At 45.3% G+C, this 18977-nt stretch carries 13 protein-coding genes; 8 read left to right on the top strand and 5 right to left on the bottom strand.

Going from position 1 to position 18977, the window contains the following annotated elements:
* Positions 1-13: 13 nt before the first annotated feature.
* The gene (locus ACED36_RS17560) at positions 14-1600 is read left to right on the top strand and encodes an HlyD family efflux transporter periplasmic adaptor subunit (protein ID WP_017003870.1); all 1587 of its coding nucleotides are present in this window, start codon (positions 14-16) and stop codon (positions 1598-1600) included.
* A complete protein-coding gene (locus ACED36_RS17555) occupies positions 1597-3105 on the top strand; it encodes a glycosyltransferase (protein WP_371733606.1) in 1509 nt (502 codons plus the stop codon). The genes ACED36_RS17560 and ACED36_RS17555 overlap by 4 nt, the downstream gene beginning before the upstream one ends.
* On the opposite strand, the gene ACED36_RS17550 is transcribed toward ACED36_RS17555, so the two are convergent.
* Positions 3096-3419, bottom strand: coding sequence for a DUF4156 domain-containing protein (locus ACED36_RS17550; protein ID WP_371733605.1), 324 nt, complete (start codon positions 3417-3419; stop codon positions 3096-3098). The two genes, ACED36_RS17555 and ACED36_RS17550, sit on opposite strands and share 10 nt — an antisense overlap.
* A 182-nt stretch (positions 3420-3601) precedes the next feature.
* Between ACED36_RS17550 and imuA the strand changes: the two genes are divergently transcribed.
* From imuA to ACED36_RS17535, 3 genes are read left to right on the top strand one after another with little or no spacing between them, the layout of a single operon-like run.
* On the top strand, positions 3602-4282 hold the full coding sequence (gene imuA / locus ACED36_RS17545) for a translesion DNA synthesis-associated protein ImuA (RefSeq protein ID WP_371733604.1): 681 nt from the start codon (positions 3602-3604) through the stop codon (positions 4280-4282).
* Positions 4282-5688, top strand: coding sequence for a DNA polymerase Y family protein (locus tag ACED36_RS17540; RefSeq protein WP_371733603.1), 1407 nt, complete (start codon positions 4282-4284; stop codon positions 5686-5688). The genes imuA and ACED36_RS17540 overlap by 1 nt, the downstream gene beginning before the upstream one ends.
* An 11-nt stretch (positions 5689-5699) precedes the next feature.
* Entirely contained in the window at positions 5700-8804 is a 3105-nt protein-coding gene (locus ACED36_RS17535; protein ID WP_371733602.1) for an error-prone DNA polymerase, read from the top strand.
* Positions 8805-8828: 24 nt separating this feature from the next.
* On the opposite strand, the gene ACED36_RS17530 is transcribed toward ACED36_RS17535, so the two are convergent.
* On the bottom strand, positions 8829-10187 hold the full coding sequence (locus ACED36_RS17530; protein WP_017003876.1) for a hypothetical protein: 1359 nt from the start codon (positions 10185-10187) through the stop codon (positions 8829-8831).
* Between the two features lie 391 nt (positions 10188-10578).
* Complete coding sequence (locus ACED36_RS17525) at positions 10579-11523, bottom strand: chemotaxis protein CheV (protein WP_016959810.1); 945 nt, start codon at positions 11521-11523, stop codon at positions 10579-10581.
* 334 nt (positions 11524-11857) lie between these two features.
* Between ACED36_RS17525 and ACED36_RS17520 the strand changes: the two genes are divergently transcribed.
* The 3 genes from ACED36_RS17520 to ACED36_RS17510 all read left to right on the top strand — a co-directional run bounded on the left by ACED36_RS17520 (position 11858) and on the right by ACED36_RS17510 (position 15828).
* Positions 11858-12781 (top strand): chemotaxis protein, encoded by a 924-nt coding sequence (locus ACED36_RS17520; RefSeq protein ID WP_371733601.1) that lies wholly within the window; start codon positions 11858-11860, stop codon positions 12779-12781.
* 204 nt (positions 12782-12985) lie between these two features.
* Positions 12986-13294 (top strand): DUF496 family protein, encoded by a 309-nt coding sequence (locus ACED36_RS17515; RefSeq protein WP_016959812.1) that lies wholly within the window; start codon positions 12986-12988, stop codon positions 13292-13294.
* Positions 13295-13767: 473 nt separating this feature from the next.
* Entirely contained in the window at positions 13768-15828 is a 2061-nt protein-coding gene (locus ACED36_RS17510; protein WP_029486394.1) for a hybrid sensor histidine kinase/response regulator, read from the top strand.
* Positions 15829-15882: 54 nt separating this feature from the next.
* On the opposite strand, the gene cqsA is transcribed toward ACED36_RS17510, so the two are convergent.
* On the bottom strand, positions 15883-17049 hold the full coding sequence (gene cqsA, locus ACED36_RS17505) for an alpha-hydroxyketone-type quorum-sensing autoinducer synthase (protein WP_016959814.1): 1167 nt from the start codon (positions 17047-17049) through the stop codon (positions 15883-15885).
* Positions 17050-17631: 582 nt separating this feature from the next.
* Positions 17632-18705 (bottom strand): porin, encoded by a 1074-nt coding sequence (locus ACED36_RS17500; RefSeq protein ID WP_016959816.1) that lies wholly within the window; start codon positions 18703-18705, stop codon positions 17632-17634.
* Positions 18706-18977: the final 272 nt, after the last annotated feature.

Raw genomic sequence — 18977 nt, 5'->3', positions numbered from 1 at the left:
GTCTGGAGGCATTATGGGAGTAGCAGCGATTAGCACAGGTTCGATTCATACTTTTCAGTCCCGATCCGGTGCTCGAAAGTTTCCACGAATCGAATTTTCCGCACAAATCGAAATTGATGGCATTCTCTATCCGACGAAAGAATGGAGTGTTGGTGGTTTTTCGATTGGCGATGAAAAATATGCCGGTAAGAAAGGAGATAAGCACCACGGACATCTCTGTTTCGAGCTTCCGGTTGGGCGTTTCTCTACACCTGTTCAATTCGAGGTGATGCGAGCTAGCGAAAATGGCTACGCGCTGGGCTGCCAATTCTACTCTCTCAACTCCGGTCACCAAAAAACGCTACAAAGCATTGTTGATACCTACCTGACGGGCGAAACCATCTCTCTGGAGAGCGTAACCTCTTACGGTGTGAAAGCGCAGCTTCATGAAGAAGAAGTAAAGCGCATGCAGCAAAACTGGTGGCGTTTTGCCATTGTCGCCTTGGTGTCTGTCGCCTTGGTTATCACTGCAGCACTAATGATCCAGTCTCGTATCTTGTCCATCGCTTCCGCGCATGCGGCGGTTAGTCAGCCTGTGCTCACTCAACGCAGCTACAACAATGGTGTACTTAGGCTCGGTGACTACAAACCCGGCCAGCTGGTTGAGAAAGGGGAACTTCTGTTTACCGTATTTACAGAAGAGGGCACAGACCTTCTCGCCAAAGACACGCAGGTGCTCAGTGGCATCAACAGTGAAATCAATTATCTGCAAACACTGCTGCGTCAAAGCAAGGAGTCTGTCGCTCGTTACAATTCCCGCCTTTTCACCGAACTTCAAGTCATGACGGACAAGCGAAAATTACTCGAACAAGAGCTATCAACGCGCGAGCGAATTTTATCGCTTTATGCAAATGGTGTGAAAAGAGGCACTGTCGATACTATTTCTCGTGAGCTTGAACGTATCGAGGTATTCGAAATTAAGCGGGCTCTGCTTTCGATGGATACTCAAATTGAAGAAATCGAATCCCAGCTTGATCAGATATTGATTGGGGTTCCCCCACGAGAAGCACAAGGCAGCTTGAACTCTCCCTTTGAAGTACAAAGTAAGCTCGACATGTTAGTGATTAAGAAAGACAGAGTACTCGAAGAGATCGAAAGGCTCAAAACCCGTGGTCTTGCTTACGCTCCTTGTAATTGCTATATCGTGACCATCAATGCCTCTGACGGTCAGGTCGTTCAAACAGGCACCTCGATATTTGAACTGTCTCCTGTCGCTCAACAAAACCGTACCGCGCGATCTATTTTGGCACTGATGCCTCTTGAAGGTGCAGAACTTCTGCATATTGGCATGCCCGTAGAATATCGACTCGCGAGTCGAGATGAGAAGTTAGTGGGCACTATCGACCATATTCAATACTACAGTGCATCAAACAGCGATATTTATAATGAAGAAGGTGAGTCACTAAGCGGCTTACCTAAGACTCTACCCAGGTTGCAACAGTACACCTTGATTAAAGTGTTGCCCTCAGATTCAGACCGCGACTCTATCGTTAACGAGCCCGCGACTGTGATTGCAACAGTGAGCTGGAAAGACATCTTCAAACATTGGTTTAATCTATGAATGTCGACAAGTTGGTTGTTAAGAACTTCCACCGTGATGACCCCAGTCATGTCACGATCTTATGGTGGTTGTTCTTTGGCGCTTTCCTCTTGGGATTATGGGCGCTCTATACCATCTTACCGACCGATCAAATACAACCCGAAGTACTTTACACACTTGGCATTATTGGTACCTGGCGCTATGGCTGGAAAAGTATTCACCTTATTCGCGGGCTTTATTATCAGTATGTGCGCTACCCTGCGTTATCTAGCTTGGCGGAAATGACACAAAAGCCGAGCGAAATTCTCGTGGTAATCCCTTGTTATCGCACCACGCCAGAGATCAGTGCACCGGTATTTAAAGCGCTGATTGACGAAATTGGAAACTTTGGCGTTGCATGTCGCGCTGTCGCATGTGTGACCGATGAAGCTGACATCAACATCATCGAATCTCAGTTCGATAAACTCAAGCAACGTGTTCCGGTCAGCCTCTACATTATCGATCAGGATGGCACAGGTAAACGCAATACCATGGCTGATGCACTCACTTTGCTCGCGGAGGAACGTCCGGTATCAAAAGACAGCGTCTTAATTTTAATGGATGGCGATACGGTTTTACCCGAAGGTATTTTGACTAAAGTGTCTGGTTTTTTAATGCGTTATCACGATCTAGGTGCATTAACAACGCACAATAAACCGATAGTGAAAGGGAACTCTCTAACGCGTCAATGGTACCGTCAGCGCATGGCACAACGACACTTTTATATGAGTTCCCTAAGCCTGACTTACCGTGTACTGGTGTTAACAGGTCGCTTTTCTGCATACCGCGCATCTCTGGCTTTATCCCCCGATTTTATTGATAGCCTTCGATATGACCATGTTAAACACTGGCGTTATGGTCGTATACGCATGTTAACTGGCGATGATAAGAGTACTTGGTTCTTTATATTAAAAGAACGTTGGAAAATGCTCTATATCCCAGATGTTGCTGTCACCTGTTTAGAAGATGCCCCATCAGGTAGCTTCGTCAAAACTAGCTTGTCATTGATGACACGTTGGTACGGTAATATGCTGAGAAGTAACATTCGCGCAATACAGCTTGGCCCCAAAAAAGCGGGGTGGTTTCTGTGGATTTGCTTGCTTGATCAACGTATTAGCATGTGGACAACCTTGATAGGGCCAGCATTGGCATTGGTCGTAGCAACCTATATGGGCGCCAAAGTGGTTATTGCTTACCTGTTTTGGGTCGTCGCCACACGAAGTGCAAATGTGCTTCTTATCTCGATACAGTCAGGACAGTTCCATCCTATTTTCGTCCCCCTATTGTGGTACGAACAATTGATTGGCTCCTTGGTCAAGGTCTACCTGTTTTTCCATCCCAACATTCAACGCTGGACGCGTCAGGATATTAATAGCAAGGTTGAGGACCACTCGATATCTCAAGAAATAAAACGATGGTTGCCCCACCTAGAAACACTGGCTGCATTTTGTTCACTACTCATTTTCGTGATGTGGCTTTATGGATGACAAATATACGCCTTTGCCAAAAAGGTCACTGACGTAGAAAACGGCTTCGGGGAATAAAGCAAAATCGTATCTGCTCCCCGTTCTAAGGCCTTATTACGTAACTGGTTCACCGCTCCTTCCGTCAACACACCGTCACCAATCAACCAAAAATCATACCAATGCCCCTGAGAGCCAACGACCACACCCTTATCTTCGCAATCGGTCATTTCAAGTGCGTCGCCCCACAAAACATTAATATTTTCACTTTCTGGCTCTGCCGTAGTCACACAAGCTGAGAGCACAAATGGAACAAAAAATGGTAGCCATTTTTTCATGCTTTTCTCTACGTTTATTATTGTCTTAATCCCTGTGAGTATATGTGTTTCTTAACCCGCTTGCGACGCTTTCAGCCTGCGACTATCTCGATTAGCACAGACAGAAATGCAGTCAATCACACTTGCTCTCTCACTAAGATCCTCCTAGAATAATACTGTACATATATACAGTATTATTAATTATGCTTGATAACATTCTTGCTCTGCATTCTGGGATCTGGACGGCGAATCGCCTCTACCAACCCAACACACATTGCCGACCCAGTGGCCATGCCATTATTGATGAAAAGCTCGATGGTGGTTGGCCTGAATCTGGCGTGGTTGAACTGCAGCTCCCTTGCTTTGGCATTGGTGAACTGAGATTGGCTTTACCTGCCATCGCACGTGGAATGAAAGACAGTGAACTCATCTTGTTTGCTACGCCTCCAGGAGAACTCAACCCCCTTGCACTTCGCCAAGCTGACCTCGATTTGGACAAAGTGATTATCTTGGATGCGTCTTTACCATCAACATTGTGGTGTGTCGAACAAGCACTAAAAAGTGGTTGTTGTCGCACAGCTGTTTTGTGGGGAAAATCATTGTCGGTTACACAAGCAAGGCGCTTGCAATTGGCAGCAGCTGAGAATGATTGTTTGCTGTTTATGTTCACGCACCAAAAAAGTACCCAAGGCTTGCCTGTCAGCTGTCGATTGTCCGTCACACCATCCGCAGATGGACTCACGATCAACGTGGTTAAACGTCGCGGGCTTCCAGTTCCACCCTTCTCATTGTCACTTCCAGCCATTTACAGCACCTATTCTCACCATCACTATCGACATGACTCTGACACTGCCTGCATCAATGTCGTTCCACTGTTTCGCTGATGCTGTGGCTCTATTTGTATTTTCCTGCATTGCTGCTCAATACCATAGAACGTGATAACGGCTCTGAGTCACCCCTGATTGTGCTTTCTCGCACTAACGGTGAAGTGTGTCAGGCAAATCTTGCAGCCCGCGAACATGGCATTGTTCCTAGCAACGATTTGGGTACCGCGAGTGCACTTTGCCATGGGCTTCATGTGATGGATTACGATGAAAAACAAGAAGCTGAACGCCTATTGCAACTGGCAGCTTTGATTTATCACGTCAACGCAGACATTGTGCTTTATAAGCCCAATGGGTTATTGATGAAAGTGAGTCCGATGCTCAAGCTTTATGGTTCGCTCGATCATTACTGGCAGGCATTATTGCCCGTCTTAAAGAACGAGAAAATCACCTTCCACTTTGCGTTAAGCCCTTACCCTGAAGCGGCAAGATATCTGGCACAAGCAAGCGCTGACAAAGGCTTTCTCACCAAAGAAATCACAGAAAGTGCATTAACAACCCTGAGCGTGCATCAATTAGGATTCACCCACAAGCAAGCAGTTCAACTAGAACGAATGGGGATCCGCCACGCCAAGCAGTTGTTTAATTTGCCTATTGCTTCTCTCGTCCAACGCTTTGGGAAAACCTTTTCTGCGCAACTTCGCGCCCTGACACAGAGCCACATTGCACAGCAGGCGTTCTTTTCACCTCCGGAATATTTTCATCAATCGCTCGAGCTTCTGCATGAGATTGCCAACAACCAAACCCTCAGCTTTCCACTTCAGCGCATGTTAAGGGAAATGGAGAAATTCCTTTTCGCAAGGGAGGCTGTTGTACCCAATATCACGCTTACTTTCAGGCAGCGTGAACATGACGACGATAAGGTAATCACTCTCTCGGCAGCCACACCTGAATCAGCAGCAAGCCGTTGGATGCCTCTGCTGCAACTGCACTTGGAAAAGCTAAAGCTCGATGCGCCCGTCACGCATATTCGCATCGACGCTAACACCTTGCTCGCCAAACAATCCCCCACACAGGATCTCTTTGCAGGAAAACGCGGACAGCTTACACCAGGGGAGCTGATCAGCCTGATGCAGGCCAAAGCCGGAAAACAGGCGGTATACAGTTTAACGCTAGAAAATGATCATCGACCTGAGCGCGCATTTCGTCGCCAAAACCCCTTACAACCGTGTGCGCAAACATTGCCTGCTCACCTTCCTCCTCGCCCCTCATTACTGCATGTCACTCCACGTCCATTGCTTTCGCGCCCAGACACGCTTGCAGGGCCAGAGCGTATCAGCGGGGGATGGTGGGACAAAGCCCCCATACAGCGCGATTACTTTGTTGCACGCAATAAACAAGGGCAGCTGTGTTGGGTGTTTCGCACTGCAACGGGAGAATGGTTTGAACATGGTTTGTTTTGTTGAGAGGACACAACATGTCGCATAAACATTCGCCTTGGTTTAGCGAGTTTCACTGTAAAAGCAACTACAGCTTTCTGGTTGGCGCTTCACACCCCGAAGAGCTGGTCGTACGCGCGGCCACCTTAGGCTATAACGCACTCGCCATTACGGATGAATGCTCACTTGCTGGCGTAGTGCGTGCTTACACCGCAATTAGAGAGCAACAGCTAGATCTGACACTGATCATAGGTTCAGAGATGCTCTTTAAAGGAGAAAAATTGGTACTGCTCTGCCCCAACCGCATCGCTTATGGTGAACTAGCGCGATTAATCACCCAAGCGCGAATGCGTAGCGAGAAAGGTCACTATCAAGTCTTCAGCGAGGATTTTAGTCACATCAAACATTGCCTGTGCATTTGGCTCCCGACATTGGAGCATGAAGAAAAAAGTGATTCTGTACATTTCCAGTATTGGGTTAAGCAAACCTTCGATGGTCGACTATGGATTGGTGCTGAGCGCCTTCTTTTGCCCGATGAAGCTCGGTACCTCACTCTGATAGATACCCTTGCCAATACCTTAGATTTACCTGTTGTCTGTACCAACGACGTATTAATGCACCACCCGCGACGCCAGCCCTTACTTGACGTGCTCACCGCAATTCGCCTTCGCAAGCCGCTAAATGAATGCGGATTATCACTGCCACGCAATGGTGAGCAAGCGCTTAAGCCTCTCGATAAAATCGCCAAACTCTATCCTGACACATGGATACAAGAAACCGCGCGCATTACGAGTCGATGCGATTTCTGTCTAAGTGAATTACGTTATGAATACCCTGCCGAATTGGTTCCTGACGGATTTACCATTAGCCACTACCTTCGTCACCTTGTCGAAAAAGGCATCATTCTCCGTTTTCCTTACGGCATAAAACCGGAGGTTCGCGCTATTATCGAAAAAGAATTGGTGCTGATTGCCGAGCAGAAGTACGAGTACTTTTTCCTGACGATTTACGACATCGTTCAATTTGCGAAATCACAAGGGATTTTATATCAAGGGCGGGGATCTGCCGCTAACTCTGTTGTCTGCTATTGCCTTGAAATAACAGCGGTCAACCCAGAAAAAATTAACGTACTCTTCGAACGCTTTATTTCCAAAGAACGCGACGAGCCGCCTGATATTGATGTGGATTTTGAGCACGAACGCCGTGAGGAAATATTCCGCTATATTTACCAAAAATATGGCCGTGAGCGTGCCGCATTAGCGGCAACTGTGATCACCTATCGGTTTAAAAGTGCCTTTAGAGATGTTGGCAAAGCACTCGGCATCAATGAAACGCAACTGGATTACTACATCAAAAATCTCAACCACAGAGACAAGGCTCTAAACAAAGCCGAACAACTGAATGCATTAGGGCTTGATACAGAGTCTCATATTGGTCGCTGGCTATTGGAGCTAGTAGAAGAAATCCGTGGTTTCCCTCGCCATTTAAGCCAACACGTGGGCGGATTTATTATATCTGCAGGACCATTGTATGAATTGGTTCCAGTCGAAAACGCGGCCATGGCAGAACGCAGTGTGATCCAATGGGACAAGGATGATCTGGCGTCCCTCGGCTTACTGAAAGTCGACATTCTTGCACTTGGGATGCTAAGCGCTATTCGTAAAGCCTTCGCAATGATCAGTCAGCATCATCAACGATCACTATCTATCGCAGACATAACCGCAATGGGCGATGACCCCGTGGTTTACCAACAGCTACAAAAAGGCGATTCTGTGGGTCTATTTCAGGTCGAATCTCGCGCACAAATCAACATGCTGCCAAGGCTAAGACCCTCTTGTTACTATGATTTAGTCATCCAAATCGCCATTGTACGTCCAGGCCCCATACAAGGGGATATGGTGCATCCCTATCTCAAGCGTCGGTGGGGACAAGAAGCCGTTTCATACCCATCAAAAGCGGTGGAATCTGTATTGTCGCGAACCATGGGCGTGCCGATTTTTCAGGAACAAGTTATTCAACTGGCGATGGTCGCAGCAGGGTTTACCGGCGGTGAAGCCGATCAACTTCGCCGAGCCATGGCGGCATGGAAACGCAGTGGAAAATTGGCGCCGTTCAGAGAGAAGCTGATCAATGGAATGCAGGAGCGCGGCTATGAACTCGCCTTTGCCGAGCAAATTTTCAGGCAAATACAAGGGTTCGGAGAATACGGTTTTCCTGAATCGCACAGTGCTTCGTTCGCCGTGTTGGCGTACACATCGGCGTGGTTAAAACATTACTACCCAGTCGCCTTTTATTGTTCTTTGCTAAATAGCCAACCCATGGGGTTTTACAGCCCGTCACAACTATTGCAAGACGCAACACGTCACGGTGTCAAAATCTTACCTGTGTGTGTGAATCACAGCCAATGGGATCACCAGCAAATACTGGAAAACGACCTACCCGTTTTACGCTTGGGTTTTCGTCTCATAAAAGGCTTTTCCGCTCAAGGTGGCGAGTTGTTAGTGTCTCGTCGTCCCCAGCACGGATTCCAGCACTTGAATGCCCTGCGTCAAAGCGGCCTCAGTCGCGGTGATCTGCAAGCACTCGCCAGTGCCAACGCTACGCAGATACTCGCCAACAACCGTTTTTCTGCGCGCTGGCAAATGATGGATGACACACACACGCTACCACTACTGGAAAACACCACACCGACAGCCGATGACACCCAAGCCATTATTTCACCCACCGCGATAGAAGATGTGATTGAAGACTACGCCGCAACAGGGTTGACGCTTGGCAAGCACCCAATAGCCTTGCTGGATGAAAGTGGAGTGCTAGGAAAGCACCGCCTTGCCAACGAGTTAACCACCATTCGATCCGGCACTGCGGTTACGGTGGCTGGGGTAGTCACAGGACGACAACGCCCCGGCACCGCAAGCGGCGTCACTTTCATGACGTTGGAAGATCAAACCGGAAATATCAACGTGGTGGTTTGGTTAGCCACAGCGCGGGCGCAAAATACACCGTTTGTCGCGTCAAAGATTTTGAAGATAAAAGGCATATTAGAACGAGAAGGCGACGTGGTGCATATTATTGCGGGTCGCTTGATTGACATGACATCAACGCTTGATCAGCTACTTATCCAAGCTCGAGATTTTCACTGACCATATGCTTTGAGCAACAAGAAATCAACCAAAAACTTCTTCTACATCAACAACTTTTGAGCGATTCACTGTTATCTTCCAACGTTGTAGCGTCATGCTGCCATCTTGGTTTTTCTGTTTGGAAATCAGATTAAACTGGTGGCGTTTATCGATAGATTCCTGCGTCACTTTCCCTTCATTAAGGGTATAAAAACGCTGCTTACCACGCGCCATCAGACGAGAAAACGGACGAAAATCGACTTTCCACACTTCTCGTGTCATGTCATACCCACTGAGGAATTTCGTGGTCGACATTTGCGTCACCATTTTAATGCGAACAACGGACTCTTCTCGTTGACGAAGCTTCCCACGACGCACTTTTCGCACATCTTCAGGGATCTTGTCGAACGGAATATAATCGAGCCATTCAAGCTGATTACCGATTCGCTGCCCCGACGTTGGGTCCGTAAACAACTTGCGCCATTTGGGGCGGCCTTTACGAATCCAGCGCCACAATACATCACGAAGATCATCTTTAAAGATTTCACGTAATGCATATAAACCTGCCATCGCGAGAACAAACGACAAGGTGATTTCGCCAAGGAAACTTCGCATACGGATAATCGCGATAGTCACGAAAATCATCACAAGCCCAGTTGCTGTACCCTTCGCAATCTTATTCAGCGTTTGTCCCAGTACCACGTCGTTTTGACGAATCGTTACCGGGTATTCAATCAAACGTCGCGCAAGCCGCATTTTGTTCACCATGCGAGTTGGGTCATTTTGCGCTTTTAGCGAATTATAATTTTGAGCAAGGCGATAAGCCGCTTCTGATTCACAGAATTTAATCAACTGCTCGCGGATAGGCTTGAACGCTGCGCTTCTTGGCATGTGAGCCACAAGAGACAGAAAACGCTGCTCGGTGAGCCATGATAAGTAATTATCGATATTATTGAAGTACTTGATCAGGCTGTCATCTTTTGGCTTATAACGGCGCAGACGACGCAAAATTTCCACCGCCATGTCCGTGATCACTTCAAGCTGCTCAACCGCATCCTCTTCTTCAAGATCTTTAAGAGAATCAAAAAAACGGTGGGTCGTTTTCTCTAAAGACAATGAATACTGGTAAGCATACAAACTCAAGCTGACGCGATATTTATCCGATGGGAGCTTGTCCCGGCTAGCCAAGCGTGAGTGTACAAGAGGAAGATGATATTGAGACGTAAAATACGTACGGGTGTTAGAAAGCACCGTGTTATAAAAATCGTCTTCGCTCAATACGTTCTTGGAAAAATCGAGTTCTCCAGGAACGAAAAGGTAGAATTCGACATCCTGTCGTTTTATCTCTTCATTTAGTATCGCGATCCGTGCGGTCAATCCCTCATATTTTTCAACAGAGATCAATTAGGTACTCCAAATTTTTCATTTTTTAACGGGTATTTTGCCACTTGTTGTACAGTTTAACGAATTTGCTTTTCAAAACCGAAGTAAAAGTGAAGAGTCTTACAAAATAACAAAGAGCGTGCAATTTATGACCACCCAGCCCATGTCGCACCACAGTCCGCGTCTTTCAAGGGTAAAAGCAAAAACGACACGTAACACTCACTGGGTTATCCACAGAAAAAGTGAATAAAATCTCAGGCATACATAGTCACAGAAAGGGACTCGCCGTTGCCACGCAATGGTTTGGGTGACCTTGCGAAAAAGCAACGATGGGGTAAATGCGCAATATCGGTGAAAAGCGGGCAATGGCTTGCCGTGGATCTGTTCTCTCTTCTTCGCTTTTTCTAATAATTCACTTTTGCTCCAGCGCTTCTCGCATACGCGTTTGCACCACATCCACCAAGAGATCAGGTTGAAACTTAGACACAAAACGATCACAGCCTACTTTTTCAACCATGGCTTCATTAAAGCTGCCACTTAGCGACGTATTCAACGCAACATAGAGATTGCTCATTCTGCTATCGGCACGAACTTCGGACGTCAGCTTGTATCCGTCCATTTCTGGCATCTCAGCATCGGTGATCATCAACAAGATTTCGTCAGTGACTTTTTTGCCTTCATCACACCATGACTTGAGCAAATTCAATGCATGCGCGCCATTTTTCATCTCAATGCATTCAATGCCAAGTTGTTTCAATGTTTCTGTTACTTGTTTTCTGGCGGTGGACGAATCATCGACCACCAAGACTTTTCTGCCCATTAAGTGATGTGACAAGTCCTGATCAAGCACTTCCTCAGAAATACCGATGTCATAGGAAACAATCTCAGCCAACACTTTTTCAACATCGATGATTTCAACCAGCTTATGCTCATTTTCATGCTCTAGCTTGGCGATCGCCGTCAAGTAGTTACCGCGCCCAGTACTCGGCGGCTCCATGATTTCATTCCAGCCCATATTCTTGATATAAACCACTTTACCTACCAAAAATGCCTGAATGGAGCGGTTATATTCGGTCACGATCAGGTTCGCATCCTGATCTTTTTCAAGTGGGCGCATCCCTACTGACTGGCGCATATCAATCACAGGAATCGCGTTACCACGAATGGTCGCCACACCACAAATTTTAGGGTGGGAACCTGGCATCTGATTAAGATGCGGCACTTTAAGGACTTCACGAACTTTGAAGACGTTGATAGCAAAAAGCTGTCGCGTACCAAGTTGAAAAATCAATAACTCGAGTCTATTTTCACCAACGAGGCGGGTGCGGGAATCTACGGAATCTAAAATACTCGTCATGGGTCTACTAACCGCTCTTTGATCACTTCACTATGTGGATACTAGTGTCTAATTCAGATGACCAGTAAAACACATTTCATGGCACGGCTCATCATCGCGTTATTATTTAGCGCGTAACCTATCAATTACCCTTAATAATAGAAAAAATCCTTGAACAAAGCGAAACCTCAATCGCCAAGCCACATAACAGATCCTTACAAATCAAATCACTATCACAGAATTTTTTGCTAATCTTCACTGATAAATCAGAAGAACCTAGGTGTTATCATGACGATGAAAAGCTACAATTAAGGAACAAGCATTAAAACACATCTGTTTACTGACAGGCGCTCATATGAAAAGCAAGGCCAATGAATCTCAGGGAATGTTGCTCTTTAAACTTTCTGCCATGCAGACATTTGCTATTGGCACGCTTAAAGTGAGAGAAATCGTTCCCTTCTGCCCACTGACAGCACTTCCTGGCTCTCACCACACAGTCATTGGCACTGCCAACATGCGGGGCATCACTACCCCTGTCATTGATATGGCGAAAGCGATTGGCTATCCACCCGTAAACAAAGAAGATTACAAAGACTGCTTTATCATTATTACAGACTGCCAACGTCGTGTAGTTGGGTTTCTCGTGCGAGGCATTGAAAAGATCAGCGAATGTGACTGGCGAAATATCACCCCTCCACCAAACACATTGGGATTGCACGCATTCCTGACCGGGGTAATGCATGTGGATGAAAAAATTGTCCAACTGCTCGACGTAGAACTCATTATGTCGAAAGTATTTCCGACCTCTTACGATAAGCTGCATCCGATCCTTGCTGATGTGGACCGAGAAAAACTTAAACCCATGCATATCCTCTTGGTGGATGATAGTAGCTTAGCTCGACGTCAGCTTTCAGAAGCGCTCGACAGCATTAATATCCCCTATGTCGTAAGTGCCAACGGGCTTGATGCGCTCGAAAAGTTGAAGAGTTCCGCCTTAGAAGGCAGACCATTCGATATTGTTGTCAGCGATATTGAAATGCCGGGTATCGACGGATATGAGTTGGCGTTTGAGATCCGGAGTAATAGTTCAATTTCAGAGGCTTATCTGATTCTTCATACCTCATTATCAAGTGAAATCAGTGTTGACCGCGCGAAGCAAGTTGGCGCGCATGAAGCACTGGAGAAGTTCGATGCGACTGAACTGGTTAATGCCATGCTTCGAGGAGCCAACTTGAAGACGGAGAATGAGCATGTTTGCCTAGAGGGCACGATCGAGTAATTTACTTTCATTTGTCATCATGTAGCGTAAACATACCGTACAATGTACACCTTGCATGATGACAAATGCATCCCAATACACATCTGCACTCCACGTCCATTACATCTTTAGCAATTACTCGCTTTTCCTTGATCAAAAGACTGTTTCCCGCTCCCTCGATGTGGTTTAATTTCGTCAGGATCACACATAGAAGGTTAAAGACCTATGAACAATGTATTCGAGATCGTTAAGTTCTCTCGTCGCAAAAATAAACTGAAGCGGGAAATTCAGGACAACGAGAAAAAAATCCGCGACAACCAAAAGCGCGTTACTTTGCTTGAGAACCTGCTTGATTACATTCAGCCAGACATGACTCACGACGAAATCGTTGAAATCGTCAAGAACATGAAAGCAGACTATGAAGATCGCGTCGATGACCACATCATCAACAGCGCGGAAATCTCTAAAGAACGTCGTGAAATCAGCCGCCAAATCAAAGAACTGACTCGTCAGGAAAAAGAAGGCAAGAAATAATCCTTTCACGCATGTGATTGGAGCCAATCGTTGTTATGGTCTATTTCTTAGTTGTCATTTATGGCTTCGAAATAGGCCATTGTTACGCAATTTATTAACACCTTAACCCAGAGTGGTCTGCGCTTCATTTTTCTGCTCTCATCCCCCGCGATACTCATCTTCGTTTACTCAGATACAAACGTGATACTTGTACAAATAATAAGACATCACTATCGCTACTGTTTGTATAAAGTCAGTCCTATGAATCGATTGTAGGCATAGTCATTTTCATCATCAATATGAATATGAACACTCATTTTTCTTAGTTTATCAATGATAATATGTGCGTTCGAAACTGGAGTCCCATGAGATACACGCCAGAGCATTAACCAATATATTAATTTTGGCTAGCACCCTTCACTTTGATGGGAAAAATACCCAAGATAGACCTTTTGGCTATTAACATTGAACTATGGCAGAATTTTATCAAAAGCATGGAAGCGGCATTTCGCAAAGTTTATCAATACGCTGAACCAAACCTGACACTCGTGAGCTGGATGGGATTAATTGGCTTTCCGGCTTACTATTTCATTTGGCAATATATATATCCTCAAGCTTATGAAAACTTGCCTCTTCGACTGTTTTGTTGCTTGTTTTTTGTCATTGTATTAGTAAGAAACAAGCTAAGTCCCGTACTGAAAGAACGTATGCACTGGTTCTATCAAATCGCCATTTCCATTGTTCTTCCCTTCTTTTTCTTCTATATGCTATTGATGAACAATTGGTCCACCGTTTGGCTACTTTCCTTTATGGCCGCAATTTTCCTTCACATATTGCTGGTACATATTACTTGGGTCATGTTTGCTCAAACATTGGCAGGTATTACCATGGCAACGATCTGTGCCTGGGCTGAGAAGGGGTATCACCTCGCATTCTCGATGGATTGGACCTACATGCCAGTGTTCCTTTTCATCTACCTTTTCGGCAATTTATTTTTCTTCCGCAATCAACAAGAGCATGAAACCAAAGTGTCGATTGCCAAAGTGTTTGGTGCAGGTATTGCTCACGAAATGCGAAACCCGCTCAGTGGTCTTTGCTCTTCCATTGATTTAATACGTTTGACGATTCCGGATCCTAAGGACAGCAACAATCGGGTTTATCAACTCCGCGAAGAAGACGTCTTGTTACTCCGTGAGATCAGTGACGACGCGATGAACATCATTCGTGCCGGTAATGAAACCATCGATCTTCTGCTGACGTCCATTGATGAAAACCGCGTTTCCCGCTCAACATTTAAAAAGCACGCTGTCAAAAATGTGCTTCAACATGCTGTCGATAGTTTTGGTTTCAGGAGCGCTACAGACAAAACGGCGATAACCATTAGAAACACCGATACCTTTGATTTTCTTGGCAGCGATACCCTGCTGAAGTACGTTATCTATAACCTGTTTAAAAACGCTTTTCATCATCGAATCGGAGAAGACTTTGCGATAGATCTGATGGTGGGAGTCGGTGATAGGGAAAATCGAATCATTGTTCGTGACAATGGTCAGGGAATATCCAGTGATATTCTTGACCTGATTTTCGAGGACTTTTACACCACAGGAAGAACCGGAAATTACGGACTGGGATTGCCATTTTGCCGAAAAGTCATGCGTTCCTTTGGTGGCGAAATCAGTTGCGATTCTAAGGCCGGGGAGTGGACTGCGTTCACTCTCACCTTCCCCACATTAGACTCCTCGATTGCTCAAGATATCAAGCACAACCTGATCAAACTTAAATCGATGCTGATGGTGACCAATGACGCTGATTTAGTCCGGCGTACGGCGAAAATCAGTAAAAAAATGGGCTTCAACCTGCAAACTATCGATGTGCTACACGTTCTGAAGAAGCCCGAGTTTGATTTTGAATACGATGTCATCATTGTCGATTTGGAGAGTGTAGGAACAAATGGTGATGTGCTTGGCCATATAGAACCTTTACTTTCGTTCACTGAGGCAAAAATCGTATACCTGCACAACAGTTCATCGACCGGCCATCAATCGCATGCTGTGTACAACCCAACCTGGATTGAGGGGCTAGCATGGCGCTTGAATACCCCAATGGTGATTGAGCAGTTATTTTTCGACACCGTAGATGCTTCAATACCCAACAAGCGTTCACAAACCCCAAGCAATACCGAGACACAAACCATTATGGTAGTGGATGACAGTGAGTCACTCCGCCAAATGACTTCTATCGTTTTAGAAAAACAGGGGTTTAACGTTATTCAATGCGCCAATGGTCACAATGCAATAGCGATGCTTAAACAAGATAAACAGCATGTGGATTTGATCCTGATGGATATCGAAATGCCTGTGATGGATGGGGTGGAAACATCGCGTCGTATTCGCTCTTCACTCCAAGCTTATGCTGATGTCCCTATTATTGCTCACACAGGTGACAATTCTCGACCCACTCTTGAAAGAATTACATCCTCAGGCATGACAGACTTCATTATCAAACCCTCCGAGCAGCAGCAATTGAGAGACAAAATAACGACCTGGCTTTCATAAAAAACTCTGCCATTGCAGAGCTTCTTATCCATACATGATTTACCAAGCATTACTTCAATGGATGGTGAGATCAGAATTTTCATAAGCAGCCTGACAAACTGTCAGCACATGATCCACTTCCCGATAGCTCATATCTGCATTCAAGGAGAACCGGATCAATGCTTTGTTCTTTGCCGTTGCCGGTGCACAGAAAACCGCACCGAACACACCGTTGCTTTCCAAAAAGTCCCTTACATGTTCTGTGTTTTTCTCATCACCACACTCCAGAGAAATAATTTGGGATTCACTACGGATTTTAAAGCCGATATCACGAAGACCCATGCGCAGCACATCCGATATTTCAAACAAGCGCTTTCGCTTCTCATCGCCCTTTTTTATCACGTCCAATGTCGCATCAAGCCTTGCGACCTCCTGCGGTAATACAGTAGAACTGAATATCGCAGGGAACGACACAAACGGTAACGCTTTGATAAGACTCGCTGGACCAAGTACTGCCCCAGCTCGATAAGCAAACGCCTTTGCAAGACTGGTCGTAACAAAGTCCACTTGATCCCGCACTTCCATTTCATTAATTAGGCCCGAGCCGTCTGGCCCATGCGTGCCAAGCGAATGCGATTCATCAACCACCAACGCACAATCAAACTCCTGAGCCACTTCGTAGATGGCGCGAAGCGGTGCGATGGTACCTATCGTGCTGTAAACCGAGTCAATCAATATAATACCAGGGCCGTATTTTTTAATTTGTCGTTTAAGGTTTGATACGCTGTTATGAATAAAAGGAATAATCCGTGCACCCGCAATCCGGGCGCCTTCCCATAGTGACATGTGCGCAAAGAAATCGATATATACGCACTTTTTCGGCTCACAGATGGTTTGCAATAAGCCGATATTCGCCGACCATCCAGATTGAGAGAGTACACAACCTTCCAACCCCACAAACTCTGCCAGACGCTTTTCAAAGTCCGGTTTATGATCCTCATCCTGAAGAAAAACAGCAGACATCACCACATTTTCATTCGACGCAATAATGGCGTCCACATGTGCTTTCTGAATATGGCTATCAAGACTCAACGACAAGTAGTCATTACTTTGCATGATCACCGCATCTTTTCCCGGTCGACTGCTGACGGGTAATGGCCGACCATTTTCATATGGTTCAGTCATATCACGTAGAAACGAATTCAAACGCGCATCGACGAAAGAAGGAAGCTTTTTTCTCATTGTAGGTTGATGTTCCATGTGCCTAGCCTCGTCCTGTTAAAGAAAAACGCCGAATTCGGCGCGTTTTTTATCAAGAGCAACTTAGAGATACCGCAGAGAGAAATAAGAGGCATCTATATATTGCCTGAATATATGGCATATTATGAATGAAACTTGTTTTCCGATTATTTTTAAGTTTGCGAATATTCACACCTACTATATGAAACTTTGTTAATACGGGTATGGGTATAAAAATGGCTGTAATTATTAAAAAACCTTCCTTGTATTTATAATTAAAACCCCGACATTCACCTTTCGTACTGACTAAAAACGATCAGATCACTTACCTATTTCCTTATATAAAACTTAGCGTTAAGTCCGGTATTGAGACGTTGATCTTTTAGAAGCCAACCTTGTGCTTTCAAAGCCAATCATTTTGCACTTAGCGGATCAAAAATCGTCTTAGCCCTCCTTTTTTTTAATGCCCTGTGTTTTTGCAATAGAAAACCGAAATATGATGCTATTTTGGTGCAACGAAAAAAGCCCAGCGCGAGGCTGGGCTTTCAAAGCAGTGTGAAGTTTAAGCGTATTTAGTGGAAGTGATTACCAGTAAACGCGTGCACCGATGGCGTACATCATTTCGCTGTCAAAACTTGTGGCTGGAGCAACTTGTAGGTCATTCTTATCATTGCTTACGCCAAGTGAAGTCGTACCGTCAACATACGCCACTTCGCCATATACACGGAAATAACTATTGAACTTATACACGCTACCTACGTAAAGAACGTCAGCTTCACCTTCGGTTTTATCGCTGATTTTGAAACCTTTGGTTTCGAAATCAGAGTATTCGTATGCACCATACACGCTCGCTTTGTCATTTAGACCATAGCTAAATGCTAACGCGTAACCGGTGCGGTTCAGCTCTTCGGTACCATTGTTGCGTTCAATATCACTTGCTGAGTACTGGGCACCAACATATAGGTCTCCGAATGTTCTTTCTACCCAAATTGAACGGTAAAGGTCTTCAAACTTCGACTCTGGATACGTTGTTTTAACTAATTTGCCCGTATCATCTCGAGATTCAACATCTTTTTGCTCTGGGTTGTTTTTCTCTGCTTTAGAAACACCCGCTGTAATGTCGAAACCAGCAACGCTTACACGACCAAACAATTCTGCAACTTCCGCATTATCGCCATCTTCTGGTAATGCGTAGCTCGCATCGACATAGAAAGAATTACCTTCATATGAATAACGAACAGAACTATCGTGCTTACCACCCGAAACCGCGCCCTCAACAATGTGGCTACCACCGAAGAAATAAGAATTATCAACACCCCAAAGGTCATCAGCTGTCAGGTATTGCTTACCAATAGTAACCTTACCCCAATCACCGGTTGCGCCGATGTAGCTGTAACGGTTTTTGAATTCGCTCGCTACACTAAATTCCAATGCTGCTAGTACATCAAAATTATCGTTCACTTTATACAAAGCAGATACGGCTGCGCGAGAGCTACCGTCATCAAGCTTGACATCAGAGTCAGGAGATTTGGTCAGTTTTGCGCGAAGAGAGCCGCTAAATTCTGCTGAACCGTTTTCACCACTATAGATTTCTGCTGCACTGACATTGCCAGCGAAAAGTACTGCTGGGATGACTACTGCCAAAAATTTCTTATTCATATACTACGTCCTGTAATTCTTATCATCATTCCATTTGCAACGATGCTGCGAAATAAAATTAACATCCAAGAAACACAGGGATCAACGATACATTTTCTAACAATTACAACGATTAATGAATAAATTGGCTGATTTACAACCAACACAAGGTGATTTATGTAGGTGATAGATAGCGCATAAAAAGTCGCATTTATGATGCTTTTGTTGCATTAAATGGGGATTTAATTCACGCGAAGAATGACTTTATTCGGTATCAAGGGGCACCTAAAACG

The sequence above is a fragment of the Enterovibrio sp. FF113 genome (genome assembly GCF_041439165.1).
Classification (GTDB): Bacteria; Pseudomonadota; Gammaproteobacteria; order Enterobacterales; family Vibrionaceae; genus Enterovibrio; species Enterovibrio norvegicus_A.
Note: the sequence above shows the minus strand (reverse complement) of the source record. Positions and strands in the feature narration are given on the sequence as shown.

What these genes read in the sequence shown, in the direction of transcription:
- ACED36_RS17560 (WP_017003870.1), top strand. Translation starts at nt 14, where the DNA reads ATGGGAGTAGCAGCGATTAGCACAGGTTCGATTCATACTTTTCAGTCC.
- ACED36_RS17555 (WP_371733606.1), top strand. Translation starts at nt 1,597, where the DNA reads ATGAATGTCGACAAGTTGGTTGTTAAGAACTTCCACCGTGATGACCCC.
- ACED36_RS17550 (WP_371733605.1), bottom strand. Translation starts at nt 3,419, where the DNA reads ATGAAAAAATGGCTACCATTTTTTGTTCCATTTGTGCTCTCAGCTTGT.
- imuA (WP_371733604.1), top strand. Translation starts at nt 3,602, where the DNA reads ATGCTTGATAACATTCTTGCTCTGCATTCTGGGATCTGGACGGCGAAT.
- ACED36_RS17540 (WP_371733603.1), top strand. Translation starts at nt 4,282, where the DNA reads ATGCTGTGGCTCTATTTGTATTTTCCTGCATTGCTGCTCAATACCATA.
- ACED36_RS17535 (WP_371733602.1), top strand. Translation starts at nt 5,700, where the DNA reads ATGTCGCATAAACATTCGCCTTGGTTTAGCGAGTTTCACTGTAAAAGC.
- ACED36_RS17525 (WP_016959810.1), bottom strand. Translation starts at nt 11,523, where the DNA reads ATGACGAGTATTTTAGATTCCGTAGATTCCCGCACCCGCCTCGTTGGT.
- ACED36_RS17520 (WP_371733601.1), top strand. Translation starts at nt 11,858, where the DNA reads ATGAAAAGCAAGGCCAATGAATCTCAGGGAATGTTGCTCTTTAAACTT.
- ACED36_RS17515 (WP_016959812.1), top strand. Translation starts at nt 12,986, where the DNA reads ATGAACAATGTATTCGAGATCGTTAAGTTCTCTCGTCGCAAAAATAAA.
- ACED36_RS17510 (WP_029486394.1), top strand. Translation starts at nt 13,768, where the DNA reads ATGGAAGCGGCATTTCGCAAAGTTTATCAATACGCTGAACCAAACCTG.
- cqsA (WP_016959814.1), bottom strand. Translation starts at nt 17,049, where the DNA reads ATGAGAAAAAAGCTTCCTTCTTTCGTCGATGCGCGTTTGAATTCGTTT.
- ACED36_RS17500 (WP_016959816.1), bottom strand. Translation starts at nt 18,705, where the DNA reads ATGAATAAGAAATTTTTGGCAGTAGTCATCCCAGCAGTACTTTTCGCT.